At 62.5% G+C, this 20,048-nt stretch carries 21 protein-coding genes and 1 tRNA gene; 14 read left to right on the top strand and 8 right to left on the bottom strand.

Translation table 11 applies throughout. The annotated features are described in order from the left end of the window. Positions 1-245 precede the first annotated feature (245 nt). Positions 246-1,001, bottom strand: a complete 756-nt coding sequence (locus GIB19_RS20745; RefSeq protein WP_274887842.1) for a spermidine synthase — start codon at positions 999-1,001, stop codon at positions 246-248. A gap of 116 nt (positions 1,002-1,117) precedes the next feature. On the opposite strand from GIB19_RS20745, the gene GIB19_RS20740 reads away from it, so the two are divergent. Further along, positions 1,118-2,464, top strand: coding sequence for a class II 3-deoxy-7-phosphoheptulonate synthase (locus GIB19_RS20740; protein WP_274887841.1), 1,347 nt, complete (start codon positions 1,118-1,120; stop codon positions 2,462-2,464). Between the two features lie 24 nt (positions 2,465-2,488). Here GIB19_RS20740 and GIB19_RS20735 read toward each other — a convergent pair whose 3' ends face one another. Continuing rightward, complete coding sequence (locus GIB19_RS20735; protein ID WP_274887840.1) at positions 2,489-2,707, bottom strand: DUF1127 domain-containing protein; 219 nt, start codon at positions 2,705-2,707, stop codon at positions 2,489-2,491. Between the two features lie 96 nt (positions 2,708-2,803). On the opposite strand from GIB19_RS20735, the gene GIB19_RS20730 reads away from it, so the two are divergent. Then, positions 2,804-3,655, top strand: coding sequence for a LysR substrate-binding domain-containing protein (locus tag GIB19_RS20730; protein WP_027596042.1), 852 nt, complete (start codon positions 2,804-2,806; stop codon positions 3,653-3,655). 142 nt (positions 3,656-3,797) lie between these two features. Here GIB19_RS20730 and GIB19_RS20725 read toward each other — a convergent pair whose 3' ends face one another. Next, positions 3,798-4,547 carry a sulfite exporter TauE/SafE family protein gene (locus GIB19_RS20725; protein ID WP_274887839.1) on the bottom strand — a complete coding sequence of 250 codons (750 nt, stop codon included), beginning with the start codon at positions 4,545-4,547 and terminating at the stop codon, positions 3,798-3,800. Positions 4,548-4,660: 113 nt separating this feature from the next. On the opposite strand from GIB19_RS20725, the gene GIB19_RS20720 reads away from it, so the two are divergent. The 3 genes from GIB19_RS20720 (at position 4,661) to GIB19_RS20710 (ending at position 6,696) form a co-directional block, all read left to right on the top strand. Next, complete coding sequence (locus GIB19_RS20720) at positions 4,661-5,617, top strand: LysR family transcriptional regulator (RefSeq protein WP_027596040.1); 957 nt, start codon at positions 4,661-4,663, stop codon at positions 5,615-5,617. A gap of 54 nt (positions 5,618-5,671) precedes the next feature. Beyond that, a complete protein-coding gene (locus GIB19_RS20715) occupies positions 5,672-6,127 on the top strand; it encodes a MarR family winged helix-turn-helix transcriptional regulator (RefSeq protein ID WP_027596039.1) in 456 nt (151 codons plus the stop codon). 140 nt (positions 6,128-6,267) lie between these two features. Continuing rightward, positions 6,268-6,696, top strand: coding sequence for an organic hydroperoxide resistance protein (locus tag GIB19_RS20710; protein WP_027596038.1), 429 nt, complete (start codon positions 6,268-6,270; stop codon positions 6,694-6,696). A gap of 58 nt (positions 6,697-6,754) precedes the next feature. Here GIB19_RS20710 and efp read toward each other — a convergent pair whose 3' ends face one another. Next, positions 6,755-7,324 (bottom strand): elongation factor P, encoded by a 570-nt coding sequence (gene efp, locus GIB19_RS20705; RefSeq protein WP_099428595.1) that lies wholly within the window; start codon positions 7,322-7,324, stop codon positions 6,755-6,757. A gap of 48 nt (positions 7,325-7,372) precedes the next feature. Then, positions 7,373-8,506, bottom strand: a complete 1,134-nt coding sequence (gene earP / locus GIB19_RS20700; RefSeq protein ID WP_274887838.1) for an elongation factor P maturation arginine rhamnosyltransferase EarP — start codon at positions 8,504-8,506, stop codon at positions 7,373-7,375. Between the two features lie 131 nt (positions 8,507-8,637). Between earP and GIB19_RS20695 the strand changes: the two genes are divergently transcribed. Together GIB19_RS20695 and GIB19_RS20690 are read left to right on the top strand one after the other, a co-directional pair. Beyond that, complete coding sequence (locus tag GIB19_RS20695) at positions 8,638-9,024, top strand: hypothetical protein (protein ID WP_274887837.1); 387 nt, start codon at positions 8,638-8,640, stop codon at positions 9,022-9,024. Between the two features lie 2 nt (positions 9,025-9,026). Further along, positions 9,027-9,497, top strand: a complete 471-nt coding sequence (locus tag GIB19_RS20690) for a GreA/GreB family elongation factor (protein WP_238216129.1) — start codon at positions 9,027-9,029, stop codon at positions 9,495-9,497. A gap of 127 nt (positions 9,498-9,624) precedes the next feature. On the opposite strand, the gene GIB19_RS20685 is transcribed toward GIB19_RS20690, so the two are convergent. After that, on the bottom strand, positions 9,625-10,563 hold the full coding sequence (locus tag GIB19_RS20685; protein ID WP_274887836.1) for a LysR family transcriptional regulator: 939 nt from the start codon (positions 10,561-10,563) through the stop codon (positions 9,625-9,627). Between the two features lie 118 nt (positions 10,564-10,681). Between GIB19_RS20685 and GIB19_RS20680 the strand changes: the two genes are divergently transcribed. The 4 genes from GIB19_RS20680 to GIB19_RS20665 all read left to right on the top strand — a co-directional run bounded on the left by GIB19_RS20680 (position 10,682) and on the right by GIB19_RS20665 (position 15,681). After that, the gene (locus GIB19_RS20680) at positions 10,682-11,431 is read left to right on the top strand and encodes a 3-oxoacyl-ACP reductase family protein (RefSeq protein ID WP_085273713.1); all 750 of its coding nucleotides are present in this window, start codon (positions 10,682-10,684) and stop codon (positions 11,429-11,431) included. 263 nt (positions 11,432-11,694) lie between these two features. Continuing rightward, positions 11,695-12,906: an MFS transporter gene (locus GIB19_RS20675; protein WP_099453274.1), complete on the top strand. Its 1,212-nt coding sequence runs from the start codon at positions 11,695-11,697 to the stop codon at positions 12,904-12,906. Positions 12,907-12,969: 63 nt separating this feature from the next. Then, a complete protein-coding gene (locus tag GIB19_RS20670) occupies positions 12,970-13,350 on the top strand; it encodes a hypothetical protein (RefSeq protein ID WP_027596030.1) in 381 nt (126 codons plus the stop codon). A gap of 198 nt (positions 13,351-13,548) precedes the next feature. Continuing rightward, entirely contained in the window at positions 13,549-15,681 is a 2,133-nt protein-coding gene (locus GIB19_RS20665; RefSeq protein WP_274887835.1) for a TonB-dependent siderophore receptor, read from the top strand. A 216-nt stretch (positions 15,682-15,897) separates the two neighbouring features. Here the strand turns inward: GIB19_RS20665 and GIB19_RS20660 are convergent. Continuing rightward, a tRNA-Ser gene (locus GIB19_RS20660) sits at positions 15,898-15,987 on the bottom strand. 199 nt (positions 15,988-16,186) lie between these two features. Here GIB19_RS20660 and GIB19_RS20655 point away from each other — a divergent pair. The 3 genes from GIB19_RS20655 (at position 16,187) to GIB19_RS20645 (ending at position 18,718) form a co-directional block, all read left to right on the top strand. Then, positions 16,187-16,876, top strand: coding sequence for a crotonase/enoyl-CoA hydratase family protein (locus GIB19_RS20655; protein ID WP_274887834.1), 690 nt, complete (start codon positions 16,187-16,189; stop codon positions 16,874-16,876). Positions 16,877-16,964: 88 nt separating this feature from the next. Continuing rightward, positions 16,965-17,684: a lysophospholipid acyltransferase family protein gene (locus GIB19_RS20650; protein ID WP_027596027.1), complete on the top strand. Its 720-nt coding sequence runs from the start codon at positions 16,965-16,967 to the stop codon at positions 17,682-17,684. A 62-nt stretch (positions 17,685-17,746) separates the two neighbouring features. Next, positions 17,747-18,718: a magnesium and cobalt transport protein CorA gene (locus GIB19_RS20645; RefSeq protein WP_099428589.1), complete on the top strand. Its 972-nt coding sequence runs from the start codon at positions 17,747-17,749 to the stop codon at positions 18,716-18,718. Positions 18,719-18,867: 149 nt separating this feature from the next. On the opposite strand, the gene GIB19_RS20640 is transcribed toward GIB19_RS20645, so the two are convergent. Then, positions 18,868-19,599 (bottom strand): amidotransferase, encoded by a 732-nt coding sequence (locus GIB19_RS20640; protein WP_099428588.1) that lies wholly within the window; start codon positions 19,597-19,599, stop codon positions 18,868-18,870. Between the last annotated feature and the right edge of the window lie 449 nt (positions 19,600-20,048).

The raw sequence follows: 20,048 nt of genomic DNA, 5'->3' as shown, positions 1-20,048 counted from the left end.
ATTTTGAGGTCCGCTAAAAGACCGGCGCGTACTATACCCGAATTAACGGGTTACGTGAGGAAAATTTTCGGTAGACCGGAGCCACCACGTAGCCACTAGCGACGACGGGCTGAATCGTTAATTCACATCCCCTTGTAGGAGCAGCCTTGCGCTGCGAAGAGGCCATTGCAGGCAGCGTAAATTCTTGCTGCTTTCACCGGCCTCTTCGCAGCACAAGGCTGCTCCTACAAGGGGATGTCATCTGCTCAGGTAGCAGGCCGAATTTCTTTGATCAGCCCGTCAAGGCTATACCCCAACTGCGGCGCCAGCGCCTCGGCCCGCGCCCGCAGCCCTTGCATGTCCAGCGTTTGCTCAAGGTCCGCCGGCACCAAGAGGATCACGTTGCCCTCCTTCACCGGCAACTCCCAATAATGCCGGTGGTACAAGCCGCGCAGCAGCGCCGCGCCCAGCGGCCTGCCGTCATCACTGGCCCACTGGTTGATCACCAGCCAACCCCCAGGGTTGAGCTGCTTCTGGCAGTTGTTCAGAAATCCCCAGGCCAAATGCCCGACACCCGGGCCAAAGTCGGTGTACAGGTCGACGAAGACCAGGTCGGCCTTTTCTGCGCTGGGCAGCAACTCGATGGCATCGCCCACCCGCACATACAGGCGCGGGTCATCGTCCAGGCCCAGGTATTCCATGGCCAGGCGCGGCACGTCTGGGCGCAGCTCGATGGCTTCGATATCGTCCAGCGGCAGAAACTTCATGCAGGCCTGGGTCAGCGTGCCGGCGCCCAGGCCCAGAAACAGCGCACTCTCGGGCTGCGCGTGGCACAAGGCGCCGACCAGCATGGCGCGGGTGTAGTCATATTCCAGCCAGCTGGGGTCGGCGGTGAATACGCAGCTCTGCTCGATCGCGTCGCCGAATTCGAGAAAACGGTAGTCGTCCACCTCGTACACGCTGATGACGCCAAAGGCATCTTCGACCCGTGCCAGTAGCCGCTCTTCCCGTTCCGCCGTCATGTTCGCCACTCGCCCGTGCAAAAACGCGCATTGTCCGCCAACACCCCCGATGCAACAAGCGCGGCGGCAACTGTTACCATGACGCAAAGCCTACAACCCACAAGATCGAGCCCGAAATGAACGCACCGTGGAGCCCTGACACCTGGCGTGCCCTGCCTATCCAACAGCAACCGACCTACCCCGACGCCGCGCACCTGCTCAAGGTCGAACAGACCTTGGCCAGCTACCCGCCGCTGGTGTTCGCGGGTGAGGCCCGCGAGCTGCGCCGGCAGTTCGCCGAAGTCACCGAAGGCCGCGCGTTCCTGTTGCAGGGCGGCGATTGCGCCGAGAGCTTTGCCGAGTTTTCCGCCGCGAAGATCCGCGACACGTTCAAGGTGCTGCTGCAGATGGCCATCGTCATGACCTTTGCTGCCGGCTGCCCGGTGGTCAAGGTCGGGCGCATGGCCGGGCAATTTGCCAAGCCGCGCTCCGCGGGCGACGAGACCATCGGCAACGTCACCCTGCCCGCCTACCGTGGCGATATCGTCAACGGCATCGGCTTTGATGAAAAAAGCCGCATCCCCGACCCGGACCGCCTGCTGCAGGCCTACCACCAGGCCACCGCCAGCCTCAACCTGCTGCGCGCCTTTGCCCAAGGTGGCTTTGCCGACCTGCACCAGGTGCACAAGTGGAACCTGGACTTCATCGCCAACTCGGCGTTGGCCGACAAGTACCATCAACTGGCCAACCGTATCGACGAGACCCTGGCCTTCATGCGTGCCTGCGGGCTGGACAGCGCGCCGCAACTGCGCGAGACCAGCTTCTTCACCGCCCACGAAGCGCTGCTGCTCAACTATGAAGAAGCCTTCGTGCGCCAGGACAGCCTGACCGGCGACTACTACGATTGCTCGGCGCACATGCTGTGGATCGGCGACCGCACGCGCCAGCTCGACGGCGCCCATGTCGAGTTCCTGCGCGGCGTGCACAACCCCATCGGGGTCAAGGTCGGCCCCAGCATGAACCCCGAAGAACTGATCCGCCTGATCGACACCCTCAACCCGAGCAACGACCCCGGCCGGCTCAACCTGATCGTGCGCATGGGCGCCAACAAGGTCGGCGACCACCTGCCAGGGTTGATCCGCACTGTCGAGCGCGAGGGGCGCAAGGTGCTGTGGAGCTCCGACCCCATGCACGGCAACACCATCAAGGCCAGCAGCGGCTACAAGACCCGTGACTTTGCGCAGATCCTCGATGAGGTGAAGCAGTTCTTCCAGGTGCACCAGGCCGAAGGCAGCCATGCAGGCGGGATTCACATCGAGATGACCGGGCAGAACGTTACCGAATGCATCGGCGGCGCCCGCCCGATCACCGAAGACGGCCTGTCGGACCGTTACCACACCCACTGCGACCCACGCATGAATGCCGATCAGTCGCTGGAACTGGCGTTTCTGATTGCCGAAACCCTCAAGCAGGTGCGCCGCTAAACCGCCGCACCTACAAAAAACGGCCTATTTGCGCAGCGGATCATCCCAGAAGTGCCGCTCGGCTTCTTGTTGGATATCCGCCCGGCTCAAGCCCAGGTCGTGCAATGTCGCATCGCTGAGGCTGGCCAGCTCCTGGCGCTGACGGTACAGCTCCCACCAACGCGCCGGGCGCTGCAGGGCTGCGTGCCACAGGTGGTTCAGGGAAACGGCAGGTTGCTGGATGCTGCTGACATGACCTTTCATCGTGAAGCCCTCCGTGTTGATGGCTCCAGTCTCGCGCCGGGCTTAAGATCAATCCAACGAATGTTTCTGATGCCATGCATCTCGGAGATTGATGCAATGTCCCAGTATCAAAGCCTTGATGCCGACGTATTGCGCACCTTCGTCGCCATTGCCGAGCAAGGCGGTTTCACCCGCGCCGGCGAGGTGGTCAACCGCACCCAGTCGGCGGTCAGCATGCAAATGAAACGCCTGGAGGAAGACATCCTGCAGCGCCAGCTGTTCGAGCGCGAGGGCCGCCAGGTACGCCTCACCGCTGAAGGGCAGGTACTGCTTGGCTATGCCCGGCGCATCCTCAAGCTGCACGGCGAAGTGTTCAATACCTTGCGCATGCCGCATATGGTCGGGGTTGTACGCATCGGCACACCCGACGATTACGCCATGCGCTTTCTGCCGACCATCCTGTCGAGTTTTGCCCAGGCTTACCCGCTGGTGCAGGTGGAGGTGCATTGCGATTCGTCAAAGCAATTGATGCTGCGCCAGGACCTGGACCTGACCATCGTCACCCGCGAACCGGGCAACGAAGTCGGCCAGCTGTTGCGCCAGGAACGGCTGGTGTGGGCTGCCGCCGAAGGGTTTTGCCCGCAGGAGCAACGGCCCATGCCGGTGGCGCTGTTCAACACCGACTGCTTTTGCCGCGCCTGGACCTGCAATGCGCTAGAAGCGCAAGGCATCGACTACCGCATTGCCTACACCAGCCCAAGCCTGGCGGCGATCTTTGCCATCGTCACTGCCGGGTTGGCGGTGACGGCACAGTTGCAGAGCCTGATCGGCGGCAACATACGGATTTTGGGCGAGAGCGACGGGCTGCCGCAGTTACCGGTGGCCAATGTGATGCTGGTGCGCAGCACGCAGCACCCGTCCCCGATCACCGATTGCATGGCCGATTACATCGTCGAAGGGTTCAAATAGATCAGTGGCAGCCATAGCTTTGTGTAGGAGCAGCCTTGTGCTGCGAAAAGGCCAGTGATTTCAGCGACATTTTGCGCTGCTTGGACGGGCCTCTTCGCAGCGCAAGGCTGCTCCTACAGGGAGACGGCTGCTGCATGTGCGCTTAAAGCTCAAACCCCAACATCACCGCACACACCACCAGAAACGCACAAAACATCGCCCGCAACACTTTCTCTGGCAAGGCATGCGCCAACCTCACCCCCCAGCTGATGCTGAGCAGCCCACCGACCGCCAAGGGGATCCCTACCCCCCAGTCAACACTCTGGTGCACGCCATAGGTCAACAGGGTAACCGTCGTACTGGGCGCCGCCAATGCCAGCGACAACCCCTGCGCCACCACCTGCGTGGTCCCGAACACACTGGTCAGAATAGGCGTGGCAACCACCGCGCCCCCTACCCCGAACAACCCACCCATGGTGCCGGCAAAACTGCCCAGCACGCCCAGCCACGGCCAGGCGTAACGCAGTTCAGGGCTGGGCGGCGCGACCTTGAGGAACATCCGCGTCACGTTCCACACCGCCAGCGCCACCAGAAAGCCGACAAAACCCAGCCGCATGGACTGGGCATCGATGCCCACCGCCCAAATCGACCCCAGCCAGGCGAACAGGAAACTGCACAGTGCCAACGGCAGCGCATGGCGCAGCTCGATGCGGTTGCGCTGGTGGTAGCGCCACAGCGCCAGCAACACATTCGGCACCACCATCACCAACGCAGTGCCCTGCGCCAGCTGTTGGTCCAAGCCGAACAACACCCCCAGCGCCGGGATTGCTATCAACCCGCCGCCAATGCCGAACAAACCACCCATGGTGCCCAGGGCAGCGCCCAACGCGATATACAACAACCACTCGATCATCAGGGCCTCTGCGCCTCTCGCTTGCAATGGTGAGCATGCTACCGAGTCGGGGCTGGTGGGGAAACGCACAGCAGCGCACAATGGCTGTGCGTTTTATGCAAAGCCGAGCCACCATGAACCCCGATATCCTCACCGACCAACTCAGCCTGTTTCTCGACGTGCTGGAAACCGGCAGTTTCTCTGCCGCCGCGCGGCGCCACCCGTTGACGCCGTCGGCCGTTGCCCGGCGCATCGACAACCTCGAAAGCGCCGTGGGCAGCCGGCTGTTCACCCGCAGCACCCACGCGGTGCGTGCCACCCCGGCCGGCAACGCCTTTGCCGAACGCGCACGACGCATCATCGAGGAGCTGCGCCTGGCCCGCGCCGAAGCCGTCTCATTGAGCAGTGCCCCGGAAGGCCTCATCCGCATCGACGCCCCCGCCGCGTTTGGCCGCCGCCACCTCGCCCCAGCCATCGCCGACTTCCTCGTGGCCTACCCCGGGCTTGACGTGCACCTGCGCCTGATCGACAGCTTCGTCGACTTGCAAGGCAGCCACCTCGGCGAAGTCGACCTGGTGTTGCGTGCAGGCCCCCTGGCCGATACGCGCCTGGTCGCCACACCGCTGGCCTACATGGTCCGCATCGCCTGCGCCAGCCCGGCCTACCTGGCCAGCCGAGGCGTACCGGCGTGCCCCAGCGAGTTGCCTGCGCACGACGGCCTCGACTGGGACGGCCTGGCGCCGCCGTTTGCCTGGCGCTTCAGCGTGGCCGGCCAGGCCCGCCTGTACCGGCCATCGCGCATGCGCATGGCCGCCAATAACGCCGAAACCCTGCTGTTCGGCGCCCTCGCGGGTTTGGGCATTGCCCACCTGCCCACCTGGCTGATCAGCGACTACCTGCTGCGCGGCGAACTGGTCCCGCTGTTTTGCGAAGGTGGCCTGCCAGCCGCCGAGTCCAGTGGCATTTATGCGTTACGCCTGGCACATGAAACGAACTCTCGCAGCCGTTTACTGCTCGAATTTCTCAAGAGCCGTTTCAGCCCCATTCCACCCTGGGACCTGGCTCTGCGCAGTGAACTGCGCTGGCAATGAACGCACTAATGATCAGCGTGCTAGATTTCCCCATTGATTATTCCAAGGACCTGCATGAACGCCGACACCCAAGCCTCCTGTGACGAGCTGCTGCTGGACAACCAGGTCTGCTTCGCCCTGCATTCGACCTCGTTGCTGATGACCAAGGTCTACAAGCCGCTGCTGCAAGCGCTGGGCCTGACCTACCCGCAGTACCTGGCCATGCTGGTGCTGTGGGAGCGGGATGGCCTGACCGTGGGCGAGATCAGCCAGCACCTGCTCACCGACCCTGGCTCGCTGACCCCGCTGCTCAAGCGCCTGGAAAGCGAAGGCCTGCTCAAGCGCACCCGCAGCCGCGAAGACGAACGGGTGGTACTGGTGCAACTGACAGACAAGGGCCGTGATTTGCAACAACAGGCCAAACAGGTGCCCCCGTGCATCCTCAAGGCCAGCGGGCGCAGCCTGGAACGCCTGAAACAGCTGCAAGCCGACCTGCTCGAACTGCGCGACAACCTGCAGAAAAACCTCTGAGCGCTATGCTGTGTGATGGCCGTTCGGATGAACGGTGATGATTTATCTTGCGCGCAAACTAATTGCGCGCTAATTTAAATCCCACACCTACCCAGCGCCGCCGCCACCCGGTTGCGCACAGCACATTAGCGAGGCTCAAGATGCAAAAGGTCACTCCGCTGTACATCGCAGAAGCCACCTCCACTGGCGGGCGCGACGGTAAATCCCGCTCCAGCGACGGCAAGCTGGAAGTCAAGCTGAGCACCCCCAAGGAACTGGGCGGCGCGGGCGGTGACGGCACCAACCCTGAACAGATGTTCGCGGCCGGCTACTCGGCCTGCTTCATCGGCGCACTGAAATTTGTCGCCGGGCAAGAGAAAAAAGCCCTGCCGGCCGATGCCTCGATCACTGCAAACGTGGGCATTGGCCAGATCCCGGGTGGTTTCGGCCTGGACATCGACCTGCACATCAACCTGCCGGGCCTGGCCCAGGCCGATGCCGAAGGTTTGGTGGAGAAGGCGCACAAGGTCTGCCCTTACTCCAACGCCACCCGCGGCAATGTGGATGTAAGGCTGCACGTGACGGTCTGAATGCAGGCATAAAAAAACCCGGCCGAGGCCGGGTTTTTTGTGCGCATCACAAGAAGAATTACTTCTTGGAACGGCCTTTGAAGCTGTTGTCGCGAGTGTCGATGTCGATCCACTCGTCGATCTGGATGAAGTCGGCAACCGAGATCTCGGTACCGTTTGCCAGCTTGGCAGGCTTCATCACTTTGCCGGAGGTGTCACCACGAGCGGCGTTCTCGGTGTAGACAACTTTACGGCTGATGGTGGTCGGCAGTTCAACCGATACCAGGCGGCCTTCGAAGAAGACGGCTTCGCAGATGTCTTCCATGCCTTCTTCGATGTACGGCAGAACGGCGTCGATGTCTTCGGCGTTCAGTTCGTACATGGTGTAGTCGGTGGTGTCCATGAAGGTGTACGAGTCACCGCTGATGAACGACAGGGTCGCTTCTTTGCGATCCAGGATCACGTCGTCCAGCTTGTCGTCCGCACCGTAGACGGTTTCGGTCTTGTAGCCGGTCAGCAGGTTCTTCAGCTTGGTTTTCATGATCGCGCTGTTACGGCCCGATTTGGTGAACTCAGCTTTTTGAACCAGCCACGGGTCGTTGTCGATCCGCAGTACGGTACCGGGTTTCAGTTCTTTACCAGTTTTCATTACGAAGTATCCGAATCTGGATGGATTTATAAAAATCGAGGCCGCATATCATAGCCAATTTCGGTAAAACTGTACCAGCGTCATGGCAAGGTCCGGCCGAGTGGCCTGCCGGGCCGCCCAATCTCGGGCATGCTGCTGCAGTTCTGGCCAGTGCCGCTGGGCCGCTTGCCACGCCTGGCCGACGTCATGGTCCATGTTCCAGGCACGCCACAACGCAACCAGTGCGTCAGCGGCATCGTCTGACAGGCCTTGTCGATAATGCGCAAGGAACGCTTCGAGTTTTTCCCAGTGGGCGTTCTCGTCCTGCACGTAGATGTGCCACAGCATCGGCCGCCCGGCCCACTGCGCACGCACGAACGAGTCTTCGCCGCGCACGGCATTGAAGTCGCAGGCCCACAGCAGGCGATCATAATCGTCCTGGCTGACGAACGGCAAAATTTGCACCGTCAGCGACCCGCGCAGGCGCACATCGCCCACCGCCAGCCCCGGCTCGCCCAACCAATGGGCGACGTCAGCCAGGATGCGCCCTTGCGGTACCAGCAGGTGGGTCGGCTGGGTATCTGCTGCCAACGCATCCAGCCAGTTGCCCAGCTGGGTGTTCTCATAGGCGAACAGCGAGATCAGCCGCGCTTGCGCCTCTGGGTGTACACCCAGGCGCTGCAAGAACGCCTGCCGGGCTTCGGCAGATTGCGCGAAAGCTTCGCGCCGCGCCAGCAAGTCGCCCTCACGCAACAGGCCACCGGTTTTCTCGGTAAAGCCTGGGAAGAAGAACACTTTGCGCAAGCCGTTGGGCTGGGGCGACGGCAAACCGTGGCAACCCTCAACCCAGTCCTCGGCGCTGAGGTAGTCGAGGTTCAGCCACAGCGGCGGCTTGGGCTGCGCACGCATGGCCTCGACATAGTGCGCCGGCAGCTGGCAGGCGAACGCGCCGATCACCACCTCGGCAGGCTCCACCGGCAGCCACTCGGCAGGCCACTGGCGCACATCGACACCGTGCTGCCATTGTTGCAGCGCCGTGGCATCGGCGCCGGGGCACATCGGCACGAAGGCGTTCAAGTCGTCCACCCACAGGCGCACCGCCAGATCGTGCTCGTCCACCAGTTGCCGCGCCAGGCGCCAGGTGACGCCGATGTCGCCATAATTGTCGACGACGGTGCAAAAGATGTCCCAGGTGGCCTTCATGTGCCCTCCCCCTCATGGTGCCCAAAACCGCGAATTCTGCGGATTAATTGCCGTGGACAAAAGCACCCACAGGTAAAATTCGCCGACAGCGTGCGACAATGCACCTCGAACTGCCCTGCCAGGAGGCTGCCATGCCCCGCCACCGTGAACTGAAAATCACCCTCAAGCCGTTGCAACTGATCCTCTGCGTGGCCTTTGGCCTGTGGCTGGGCGCCGTGGCCATCGCCATGAGCCTGTGGTTGGCGTTTCAGCTGTGGCCAGAGCAGGTGCAGCCGGTCGCCCAGGCCGTGGCCCCTGCCCGCAGCCAACCCGCCGCGCCGCCACCGGTAGATGCCCAGGGCGAAATGTTCGAGCGCTACAAGGACATACTGCACCAGCAGCAACTGCAACAGGCCGCCGAGGCTGCCCAAGGCAACCCTCGCAACCTCAACAGCCCCAAGTGCCAGTTCTGGCTGCAACAGAACCGCACCGCCCCCACCGAAAAAAGCCAGGCCCATGTGCTGGAGTTCTGTTACTGAAGATGGACAAGCCCCTGCTACTCACGCGCATCGTCGCGACCCTCGAACATGACGTTGACGTGCTGAGCCGCGCCGCGCAGACCGCGTACGAAGCCGCCACCGCGGAAGAGAACATCGCCGAAAACAAGTATGACACCTTGGGCCTTGAAGCTTCGTACCTGGCCACCGGCCAGGCGCGGCGTACTGCCGAGATTCGCCAGGCGTTGCAGATTTACCAGCAACTGCTGTTGCGTGACTACGACCCTGCGCGTGGCGTGCAGGTGAGCAACCTGGTGACCCTTGAGGACGAGGATGGCCAGCAACGTAGGTTGTTTCTCGGGCCTGAGGCGGCCGGGTTGAAAGTGGGTGAAGGGGATGAACTGGTGACCGTGATCACACCGCGCTCGCCGCTGGGGCAGCAGCTGGTGGGCAAGCGGGTGGATGACGAGGTGAGCTTGGGGGCGCAGGTATTCTTCATTGTTGATGTTGCCTGACCCGGCCTCTTCGCGGGTAAACCCGCTCCCACAGGATCACTGCAGGCCTGAAATCTGTGCCCAGGTATTGCGCCATCCCTGTGGGAGCGGGTTTACCCGCGAAGAGGCCGGGTCAGGCAGCATCAATCTAAAGGCCCTGCAGCGCATCGAACTGCCCCGCCAACCCCTGCTGCGCAAACTGCTCCACGACAAAATCGATAAACGCCCGCGTCTTCCCGGGCAACAATTTGTGCTGGGCGTAATACACGCTGATATGCCCATCGTCCACATACCAATCCGGCAATACCCGCCGCAGCCGCCCGGCCTGCAGGTAAGGCACGGCAAACGGCAGACTCACCAAGGCAACCCCCAACCCCTGCTGCGCCACCGCGCAGGCCGCATCCGAATCGCTCATGGTCATTGCTTGGCGCAGCACCAACGGCTGCTGCTCCTGCCAGCGACTGGTCAGCGGCCAGGAGCGCACCCGGCCGGTCTGCGGTGAGCGAATCAGAATGCCGGCGTGGCGCTGCAGCGCCTGCGGGTCCTCGATCGGCGCCTGTTGGTCCAGATACGTAGGTGATGCCACCAGCACCCGATGCGCCGGCGTCAGCTTGCGCGCCACCACCCCCGGCGGCAAATCAAAACCGCCACCGATAGCAGCATCGAAGCCTTGGCCGATCAGGTCGACCTGGCGATTGTCAAAATGCCAATCCGGGGTAATCGCCGGGTAACGGCGCAAGAATTCTCCCAACAGGGGTAACACGTACAACCGCCCGAACACCGTGCCCATGCTGACCCGCAGCAGCCCGGCTGGCTGGCCTTCGGCACTGGCCAGGTTAGCCACGGCGTACTGGATGGTACGAAAGCTGTCACTCACTTCACCCAGAAAACGCTGGCCTGCTTCGGTCAAGGTCAGCTTGCGGGTACTACGCTGGAACAGTCGCACGCCCAACCGGGCTTCCAGCTGAGCCACATGCTTGCCCACTGCGGCGGGGGTCAGGCTCAAGCGGCGAGCGGCCTCGGCGAAGCTGCCGACCTCGGCGCTGCGGATAAAGCATTCGAGGGCGTTGAACGACTCCACGGCCATGATTAACAACCAAAGGTTTACTCTGCTAATAGTGATTGCCATCTTATCAGCAGGTAATTAGCCACCGATACTGCGCCCATCCAAGGCATTCGGCCTTGCTTCCCAGCAGGAGATCAGCATGTCCAAACAACTTCCACTCGACGGTAAGGTAGCCCTGGTCCAGGGCGGCTCCCGCGGCATTGGTGCGGCCATCGTGCGCCGCCTGGCCCGCGACGGTGCTCGGGTTGCCTTCACCTACGTCAGCTCCGCCGGCCCGGCAGAACAGCTGGCCCAGGAAATCATCGGCAACGGCGGCCAAGCCCTAGCCCTGCGCGCCGACAGCGCCGACGCCGCCGCCGTGCAATTGGCGGTGGATGACACCGCGAAGGCCTTTGGTGGGCTGGACATTCTGGTGAACAACGCCGGCGTGCTGACGGTGGCGCCGATCGCCGAGTTCGACCTGGGGGACTTCGACCGCATGCTGGCGGTGAACGTGCGCAGTGTGTTCGTCGCCAGCCAAGCGGCCGTGCGCTACATGGGCCAGGGCGGGCGCATCATCAACATCGGCAGCACCAACGCCGAGCGCATGCCCTTTGCCGGTGGCGCCCCCTACGCCATGAGCAAGTCGGCGTTGGTGGGCCTGACCCGCGGCATGGCACGCGACCTCGGCCCCCAGGGCATCACCGTCAACAACGTGCAGCCCGGCCCGGTAGACACCGACATGAACCCGGCCAGCGGTGAGTTTGCCGACAGCCTGATACCGCTGATGGCCATTGGGCGCTATGGGCAGGTGGATGAGATTGCCAGCTTCGTGGCCTACCTGGCGGGGCCAGAGGCGGGGTACATCACTGGGGCCAGTTTGACGGCGGATGGTGGGTTTGCGGCTTGAGGTGGGGGCGGTTCTAGGTGTCTGCCTTGGCATTATTAGCGCCTGGGAGATCGAGCGCCGCCCGCGCGGCGCTTCGCAGCACAAGGCTGCTCCTACATCTGTTTCGGGCCAATTATTCCTGTGACATGGGCGCGCGACCTTTTTGGTGCCCGCCTCCTGTAGGAGCAGCCTTGTGCTGCGAAGCGCCGCGCGAGCGGCGCCTAAAACTCCCCGTCAAACCCTCAACGCCCCTAGAATACAGCTCCCTGCCCCCCGAGATCCCCATGAACGCCCCCACCCTCAGTCGCGCCCTGATCCTGCTGATGGCCACCGCCACCGGCCTGGCCGTGGCCAGCAACTACTACGCGCAACCGTTGCTGCACAGCATCGCCCTGCAGTTCGGCCTGAGCACCGCCGGCGCCGGCAGCATCGTCATCGCCGCCCAGCTCAGCTATGGCGCTGGCCTGTTGCTGCTGGCGCCCCTGGGCGACCTGTTCGAGCAACGCCGCCTGATCACGGTGATGACCGCCATTTCGACCCTCGGCCTGGTCATCAGCGCCTGCGCACCGAGCCTGCCGTGGTTGCTGCTCGGCACCGCACTGACCGGCCTGTTCTCGGTGGTGGCGCAAATCCTGGTGCCGATGGCGGCGAACCTGAGTGAGCCGCATCAGCGCGGGCGTGCAGTGGGCACACTGATGAGCGGCCTGTTGCTGGGCATTCTGCTGGCGCGTACGGCGGCCGGTTTCATGGCGGAGCTGGGTGGCTGGCGCAGCATCTATGTGCTGGCCGCAGTACTGATGGCCATCACCGCTCTGGCCCTTTACCGCAGCTTGCCGCAGCACCACAGCCATGCCGGCTTGAAGTACCCAGCCTTGATCGGCTCGGTGTTCCGCCTGTTCATCGAAGAGCCCGTGCTGCGCTTGCGCTCGCTGCTGGGCTTGCTGGCGTTCAGCCTGTTCGCGCTGTTCTGGACACCACTGGCCTTCCTGCTGGCGCAAGAGCCCTACCACTACTCGGACGCCGTGATCGGCCTGTTCGGCCTGGCAGGCGCGGCGGGGGCGCTGTCGGCCAACTGGGCCGGGCGCCTGGCCGACCGAGGCAAGGGGGCGTTGGGCACCACAGTGGGGCTGATCGTACTGCTGCTGTCGTGGGTGCCGCTTGGCTTTGCCGAGTACTCGCTGCTGGCGTTGCTGCTGGGGGTATTGATGCTCGACCTGGCCGTGCAGCTGGTACACGTGAGCAACCAGAACGCGGTGATCGCGCTGCGGCCAGAGGCGCGCACACGGCTGAATGCAGGCTATATCACCTGCTACTTCATCGGCGGTGCGCTGGGGTCGTTGCTGGGGACGCAGTTGTTCCAGCGTCAGGGCTGGATGGGCATCGTCGTGGCCGGCTTGGTGATCGGTACACTGGCGCTGCTGGCCTGGGCGCTGGCCGAGCGCAAGCGCATCAGCCGCGACATTGCAACGCACTACCCTCCGTCGCCTGAGCGTTGACTGCCTGCCCCGGGAGGGCTCAAGTAAGCGCTGGACAATGCCCCCTCCCTGAAGGACGACTTTATGACAAGACTCACGGTTCGATCCGGCGATTTCTTGCAAGGTGAAGGCGAGTATCGCAATGGATCGCTCACACTCAAGACCCCGCGCAGCCCCTCGCCTGGCGAGCGGATCTCACTTGCACGCATCAGTGACCTCAAGCTGTCCAGTTTGGAGTCCAGCCGCAGCCTGGGTACCGCCCTTGGCTGGGGTGTAGCTGGGGCCTTGGTGGCCGGGCCGGTGGGGCTGCTGGCCGGGCTCTGGCTTGGTGGCAAGGAAGAAGAAGCCACCTTCCTCGCCACCTTCAAGGACGGGCGCAAACTGCTGGCCGTTACCGATGGCAAGACCTGGTCGAAGATCGACGACAGCTGGCGCCAGCACAAGCGCCCGGCCAGCAACGACTGAATATCGCGCGGGCCTGATCGTCCAATGTTGAAGGCGGCTGTTAAGATGCCGCCTTTTTCATGGCCTGTGCCGGCCTCTTCGCGGGGCAAGCCCGCTCCCACAGAGATTGCAGCTTGCCTGAAGTTGGAGCAAATCTGTGGGAGCGGGCTTGCCCCGCGAAGAGGCCGGCACTGGTGTCGCGTATCCAGGAGCCTCCGCATGCCCCCGCTTCGCCCCCGCCTGCCCCTGAGCTTGCTCAGCCTGGGCCTGGCCCTGCATTGCCCTCATTTGCTTGCCGAAGACAGCATCGTGCTGGACCCGCTGCGGGTCTCCGACAGCTATGGCAACGACGGCTACCAGGTGCGCGAAGCCTCGGTGGGTGGCTTCCAGGCCGCGCCGCTGCTCGACACCCCAGCCTCGGTCAGCGTGTTCAGCCAGCAATTGCTGGAGGACCGCCAGGTGCGCAAGCTCAGCGAAGTGCTGCAAAGCGACGCCTCGGTGGGGGAAAGCTATGCACCCATCGGCTATTACGAAAACTTCAACGTGCGCGGCTTCGAACTGAATGCCGCCAGCAGCTACCGGATCAATGGCCAGACTATCGCCGGCGAGCAGAACGTTGCCCTGGAAAACAAACAGCAAGTGGAGTTGCTCAAGGGCTTGTCCGGGCTGCAAAGCGGCGTTTCGGAACCGGGCGGCCTAATCAATTACGTGACCAAGCGCGCCGAAGACGTGCGCAGCGTGACGGTATCGACCAACGAACAAGGCGAACGTTACCTGGCCACCGACCTGGGCGGCTGGTTCGGCAGCGAGCGGCAGTTCGGCCTGCGCGCCAACCTGGCCCATGAAGACATCCGCAGCTATGTCGACCATGCCGATGGCAAGCGCGACTTCGCCTCGTTGGCCTTCGACTGGCAGATCAACCCGGATGCCACGCTGCAGTTGGACGCCGAGTACCAGCACCGCGAACAACGCTCGGTGCCTGGTTACCAGTTGCTCGGCGGCACCGAGGTGCCACACGGTATCGACCCGCATGATCGCCTGGCCTATCAGCAGTGGGCCAAGCCGGTGCAGAACGATTCGCTGAACCTGGGCGGGCGTTTCGAGTACCGCTTCAACGAGGCCTGGACTGGCACGTTGAGTGCGTCGCGCAGCAAGGTGGTGATCGACGATTACAGTGCGTTTGCCTGGGGCTCGAGCGAGGGGGCGTTTTTCGGCAGCAATGGCGACTACGACATTTATGACTACCGCAGCCCGGATGACACCCGCCGCACCGACGAGGCACAGGCCACGCTCAACGGCCGCTTCGATGCCCTGGGCGTAGGGCACGACCTGACAATCGGCACCAGCGCGCAACGCCGCACGGTGGATCAACGCCCCTATTACAACGAATGGCTGGGTACCGGCAATATCTACACCGGTGCGCCAGCAGTCGACCCGTCTGACAAGCCGATCGGCGCCAGCGAGCGGCGCCTGGACAGCCGCCAGTACGGCCTGTTCGTGAGTGATCGCATCAGCTTCAACGAGCAGTGGCAAACCGTGATCGGCGCTCGCGAAGTGCGCCTGGACGAGCAGACCTGGGACGAGACCGGTGTTGCCGGGCGCCACACTCGCCAGTACCAGTTGCTGCCCAATGCTGCGCTCATCTACAAGCCACGCCCTGACACCACGCTGTACGCCAGCTATGCCAAAGGCCTGTCGGCTGGCGGTACCGCACCGTGGTTTGCCAGCAACGCGGCTGAAATCCTCGCCCCCACCCTCTCACGCCAGCTGGAGTTGGGCATCAAGCGTGACTGGCAAGGCATCAGCTTCAGTGCCGCACTGTTTCAGATCCGCCAGGCGTATCAATACGCACGCCCCGATGGCCAAGGCACCTTCACCTATGTCCAGCAAGGCCAACAGAAAAACACCGGCCTGGAGCTGGGCGCCAGTGGCTGGGTGACCTCGAACCTGCAAGTGCAGGCGAGTGCCGCAGCCATTCGCGCACGGGTAAAAAACAGCGGGACCGAGGACTACGAAGGGCATCAGGCAATCAATGTGCCCAAACTGCGTGCGGCGCTGCAGGCCGAATACAGCCTGCCGGTACCAGGCCTGGCGCTGCTGGGCGGTGCGCGCTACAGCGCCAGCAAATATGCCAGCCAGGCGGGTAATGTCGAGGTGGGCGGTTATACCGTGTTCGACGTCGGCAGCCGCTACCGCACCCGCATTGGGGGGTATGACACGGTGCTGCGGTTGACCGTGGATAACGTGTTCGACAAGCGCTACTGGCGCGATGTGGGGGATTACCTGGGGGACAACTACCTGTTCCAGGGTGCGCCGCGGACGGCACGGTTGTCGGCGTCTGTAAGTTTCTGAAACCCTGCGCACTGCCTTTGTGTAGGAGCGGCCTTGCGTCGCGAAAGGGCTGCGAAGCAGCCCCAGCAATATGTGCGGCGACGCTGAAACCTGGGGCTGCTTTGCAGCCCTTTCGCGACGCAAGGCCGCTCCTACAGGGACCGCCATCACCTGACAGGTGGGCAGCCAAAAACAAAAAGCCCCCGAGCTTTTCAGCGCGGGGGCTTTTGTAGAATGTGGCGGTGAAGAAGGGATTTGAACCCTTGATACGATTTCTCGTATACACACTTTCCAGGCGTGCTCCTTCGACCACTCGGACACTTCACCGTTTTCTCTTCAAGCCTTTCAGCCTGTCGAGGCGCGCTAATTTAGTGGAAGGCCTTTCCTTTGGCAAGCATTTTTTTCAAATTTTTCATGCATTTGCATTTGAGGCCCGGTAAACGCTGACCGGCCAGTCAGCCTTGCTGCTTTACCTGGCCCACGGCGCTGGGTAACGTCGTCGCCACGCCAACAAAAGGACTCTGCCATGAGCGAGCTGATTACCTACCACGCCGAAGACGGCATCGCCACCCTGACCCTGAACAACGGCAAGGTCAACGCCATCTCGCCGGATGTCATCACCGCCTTCAACGCCGCCCTCGACCGCGCCGAACAGGAACGTGCCGTGGTGATCATCACCGGGCAGCCGGGCATTCTGTCTGGCGGCTACGACCTCAAGGTCATGACCAGTGGCCCCAAGGAGGCGATAGGCCTGGTTACCGCCGGCTCCAACCTCGCCCGCCGCCTGCTGTCGCACCCGTTCCCGGTGATCGTCGCCTGCCCCGGTAATGCCGTGGCCAAAGGGGCCTTCCTGCTGCTGTCGGCCGACTACCGCATTGGTGTCGACGGGCCCTACAAAGTCTGCCTGAACGAAGTACAAATCGGCATGACCATGCACCATGCCGGCATCGAACTGGGCCGCGACCGCCTGCGCCGCTCGGCCTTCCACCGCTCGGTGATCAACGCCGAGATCTTCGACCCGCAAGGCGCACTGGACGCCGGCTTCCTCGACAAGGTGGTGCCGGCCGAGCAACTGCACGAGGCGGCCCTGGCTGCGGCCCGTGAACTGAAGAAGCTGAACATGCTGGCGCACAAAAACACCAAGCTGAAGGTGCGCAAGGGCCTGCTGGAGGCTCTGGACAAGGCTATCGAGCTGGATCAGAGCCACATGGGCTAACCCTGCAGGTCGACAGACTCACCCCAGGTTTGCCTCTTTGAGTGCACAGTCGTACACTGGAATGCGACTATCTGGTGTGAGTCATCCCATGCTTTATTCGTTGCGCATGCTCCTGCTGGCCCTGCATTTTCTGGTGGTTGGCGCTGTAGGCCTGATTATCGGCCTGTGCCGCCCCTTCAACCCCGACAACAGCCGGGTATTTGCCCGGCTTTACAGCGTGCCGGCCGCCTGGCTGATGCGCGTCAAGGTCAAGGCCGAAGTCGGCCCATTGTTCGATCACCCGCCCGGTTGCGTCATCATCGCCAACCATCAGTCCAACTTCGACCTGTTCCTCATTGGCCAGGCAGTGCCGCCGCGCACCGTGGCCATTGGCAAGAAAAGCCTGGGCTGGATCCCGTTGTTCGGCCAGCTGTTCTGGCTGGGCGGCAACGTGCTGATCGACCGCAAGAATGCCTACCAAGCGCGCAAGGCGCTGCAAAAGACCACGCGGGTGCTGCAGGACGATACATCGATCTGGATATTCCCCGAGGGCACCCGCAACCCGGCAGACCACCTGCTGGCGTTCAAGAAAGGCGCCTTTCACATGGCCATCGAAGCCGGTGTACCAATCGTGCCGGTGTGCGTCAGCCGCTATGCCCGGCGTTTGAACCTGAACAGCTGGCGGCAGCGGACGGTGATCGTGCGCTCGCTGCCGCCGATTGCCACGGCGGGCTTGAGCCAGCGCGACATCCCCGCCCTGGTCGAACAGTGCCGCAGCCAGATGCAGCAGTGCATCGACCGCATGGAAGATGAACTCGCACGCCGCTAGGTTGCCCTCTGGGCCCTTACAGCCCAAGCTGTAAGGGTGTTCAATCGAATAAGTGGACAACCATGGGTCGAGTCGTGGCGTCGGCGGTGTACAGCGCCGGCAGAAAGGTCACTAACATCAGCATCGACGAAGGCAGCGAATGGGCGCGCAAGCCCGGCCACTTCGTCTGGATCGGCCTCGAAGAGCCCAACGCCGAGGAGTTGGCCAACCTGCAGCGGCAGTTCAACCTGCACGAGCTGGCCATTGAAGACGCGCTGGAAAAGCACAGCCGGCCCAAGCTTGAAACCTTCGGTGATGCGCTGTTCATCGTCACCTATTCGCCGGTACGGCATGAAGGCAAGCTGGAGTTCATCGAAACCCATATCTTTGCTGGCAATGGCTACATCATCACCTGCCGCAACGGCCACTCGAAATCCTACGCCCTGGTGCGCCAACGCTGCGAAGCACGGCCGCTGCTGCTGGAGCATGGCGAGGACTTCGTGCTGTATGCGCTGCTCGACTTCGTGACCGAGAACTACCAGCCGGTCAGCGAGGCGATCCATGGCGAAATCGAAGAACTGGAACAGAGCGTGCTGGGCGGTTCGCTGCAAGAGGATGACATCCGCCGCCTGCACAGCCTGCGGCGCGACATCTTGCGCCTGCGCCGGTACGTGGCGCCGATGCTGGAGGTGAGCGAAGAACTGCAGCGCCTGAGCTTTCCGTTCATCGACAAGAACATGCGACCGTATTTTCGCGATGTGCAGATTCATGTCACGCGGCAGATGGAAGACCTGGTCAGCATTCGCGATATTGCCAGCCAGACCATCGAGATCGGCATGTTGCTGGAGTCGTCGCGCCAAAGCATCGTGCAACGCAAGTTCGCGGCCTGGGCGGCGATTCTGGCCTTCCCTACGGCGATTGCCGGGATTTATGGGATGAACTTTCAGAACATGCCGGAGCTGGCGTGGCAGTACGGGTACTTTGGTGTGCTGGGGGTGATTGGGTTGGGGTGTGCGGGGTTGTATGCCAGCTTCAAGAAGTCGGGTTGGCTTTGAGATGTTGGGGCCGCTGTGCGGCCCATCGCAGGCAAGCCAGCTCCTACAGGTACAGCGCTGATGTTGGGGCCGCTGTGCGGCCCATCGCAGGCAAGCCAGCTCCTACAGGTACAGCGCTGATGTTGGGGCCGCTGTGCGGCCCCGGGCTATCACGCCACGCTGTCTTTACTCACCGACTGCCCAATGAACCGCAACATCCACTCGCCCACCAGGTCGCCCTGGTGCTCGGTGGCCAGGCTGGCAATGGCCTTGTGGTACACCTCATCCCCCAACGACGTCTGCCGCGCATCCAGCAACGCCCGGGAGTAGTCATGCACGAACTCCGGGTGCCCTTGGAAGCACAGCACCTGGTCACGAATGTGGTAGGCGGCGTTGGGGCAGAAGTCGCTGGAGGCAATTACGGTCGCGCCTTCCGGCAGCTCGGTGACCTGGTCCTGGTGGCTGATCAGCAGGGTCAGCTCGGAAACCTCCGGGTCCATCCAGGGCGCATGCGCCGCCAGTGAATAACGGTGGATGCCCACACCCCAGCCCTTCTCGGCGCGCTCGGCCTTACCACCCAGGGTCAAGGCCAGCAGTTGATGGCCAAAACACACGCCCAGCAGCTTCTCGCCCCGTGCGTAGAGTTTCAACAAGTAAGCCTTGAGCGTCTGGATCCAGGGATCGGAACCGAACGAATCGGCCTTGCTGCCCGTCACAAGGTAGGCATCGAACACTTCATGGTCGGCGGGATAGTCGCCGTTCATCACGTTGTACACACGAAACTCGGCGGCGATCGGCTGACGCGAGAACAGCTGCTCGAACATCCTGCCATAGCCGTGGTACTGCGCCGTCAACTCCGGTCGCAGGACATCGGTTTCCAGGATGCAGATGCGTAACGACATAGAAATAGTCCTGAACGACATGGGTGGGAATCTGCTGTAGAGACTGCCGCGAAAGGCACGTACAAGCAAGTAGGCCGCACTGACGAACGGTCATATTTTGCCCACGTGTCGTTTGCAGTAACGCCACTGTCTAGCGAGAGCATGCCAGCCCGCTGGCCATTGGCCTCATAACCCAATGAAATTAAACAACCTTACAATTAGAACAAAGGGTTCTCAAACATGGATGACGCACACCCTACTGTTGGTTGTATATCGACTTTCAAGAGGCAAGCAGAACAGGCGTCAACTTACGCCACTGCGATCGACCCGAAACGCGACAGGGAAGCCAACGGGTATTCAGGAATAACAACAAGAAGGCGGTCCGCCATGTTCAGACAATCGAAAATACGCCAAGCAGGGCTCATTCTCTTCGCCACGACTCTACTGCTGATACTGCCGAACCTGACACG

It is taken from the genome of Pseudomonas sp. ITEM 17296 (assembly GCF_028895205.1).
Lineage (GTDB): Bacteria > Pseudomonadota > Gammaproteobacteria > Pseudomonadales > Pseudomonadaceae > Aquipseudomonas > Aquipseudomonas kermanshahensis.
Note: the sequence above shows the minus strand (reverse complement) of the source record. Positions and strands in the feature narration are given on the sequence as shown.

Bases quoted from the DNA above. Each gene is read 5' to 3' on its own strand.
- GIB19_RS20725 (WP_274887839.1), bottom strand. From the start codon at position 4,547: ATGATCGAGTGGTTGTTGTATATCGCGTTGGGCGCTGCCCTGGGCACC.
- GIB19_RS20645 (WP_099428589.1), top strand. From the start codon at position 17,747: ATGGGTCGAGTCGTGGCGTCGGCGGTGTACAGCGCCGGCAGAAAGGTC.
- GIB19_RS20675 (WP_099453274.1), top strand. From the start codon at position 11,695: ATGAACGCCCCCACCCTCAGTCGCGCCCTGATCCTGCTGATGGCCACC.
- GIB19_RS20650 (WP_027596027.1), top strand. From the start codon at position 16,965: ATGCTTTATTCGTTGCGCATGCTCCTGCTGGCCCTGCATTTTCTGGTG.
- GIB19_RS20655 (WP_274887834.1), top strand. From the start codon at position 16,187: ATGAGCGAGCTGATTACCTACCACGCCGAAGACGGCATCGCCACCCTG.
- GIB19_RS20670 (WP_027596030.1), top strand. From the start codon at position 12,970: ATGACAAGACTCACGGTTCGATCCGGCGATTTCTTGCAAGGTGAAGGC.
- GIB19_RS20640 (WP_099428588.1), bottom strand. From the start codon at position 19,599: ATGTCGTTACGCATCTGCATCCTGGAAACCGATGTCCTGCGACCGGAG.
- GIB19_RS20740 (WP_274887841.1), top strand. From the start codon at position 1,118: ATGAACGCACCGTGGAGCCCTGACACCTGGCGTGCCCTGCCTATCCAA.
- GIB19_RS20665 (WP_274887835.1), top strand. From the start codon at position 13,549: ATGCCCCCGCTTCGCCCCCGCCTGCCCCTGAGCTTGCTCAGCCTGGGC.
- GIB19_RS20715 (WP_027596039.1), top strand. From the start codon at position 5,672: ATGAACGCCGACACCCAAGCCTCCTGTGACGAGCTGCTGCTGGACAAC.
- GIB19_RS20735 (WP_274887840.1), bottom strand. From the start codon at position 2,707: ATGAAAGGTCATGTCAGCAGCATCCAGCAACCTGCCGTTTCCCTGAAC.
- GIB19_RS20680 (WP_085273713.1), top strand. From the start codon at position 10,682: ATGTCCAAACAACTTCCACTCGACGGTAAGGTAGCCCTGGTCCAGGGC.
- efp (WP_099428595.1), bottom strand. From the start codon at position 7,324: ATGAAAACTGGTAAAGAACTGAAACCCGGTACCGTACTGCGGATCGAC.
- GIB19_RS20685 (WP_274887836.1), bottom strand. From the start codon at position 10,563: ATGGCCGTGGAGTCGTTCAACGCCCTCGAATGCTTTATCCGCAGCGCC.
- GIB19_RS20730 (WP_027596042.1), top strand. From the start codon at position 2,804: ATGTCCCAGTATCAAAGCCTTGATGCCGACGTATTGCGCACCTTCGTC.
- GIB19_RS20745 (WP_274887842.1), bottom strand. From the start codon at position 1,001: ATGACGGCGGAACGGGAAGAGCGGCTACTGGCACGGGTCGAAGATGCC.
- GIB19_RS20720 (WP_027596040.1), top strand. From the start codon at position 4,661: ATGAACCCCGATATCCTCACCGACCAACTCAGCCTGTTTCTCGACGTG.
- earP (WP_274887838.1), bottom strand. From the start codon at position 8,506: ATGAAGGCCACCTGGGACATCTTTTGCACCGTCGTCGACAATTATGGC.
- GIB19_RS20710 (WP_027596038.1), top strand. From the start codon at position 6,268: ATGCAAAAGGTCACTCCGCTGTACATCGCAGAAGCCACCTCCACTGGC.
- GIB19_RS20695 (WP_274887837.1), top strand. From the start codon at position 8,638: ATGCCCCGCCACCGTGAACTGAAAATCACCCTCAAGCCGTTGCAACTG.
- GIB19_RS20690 (WP_238216129.1), top strand. From the start codon at position 9,027: ATGGACAAGCCCCTGCTACTCACGCGCATCGTCGCGACCCTCGAACAT.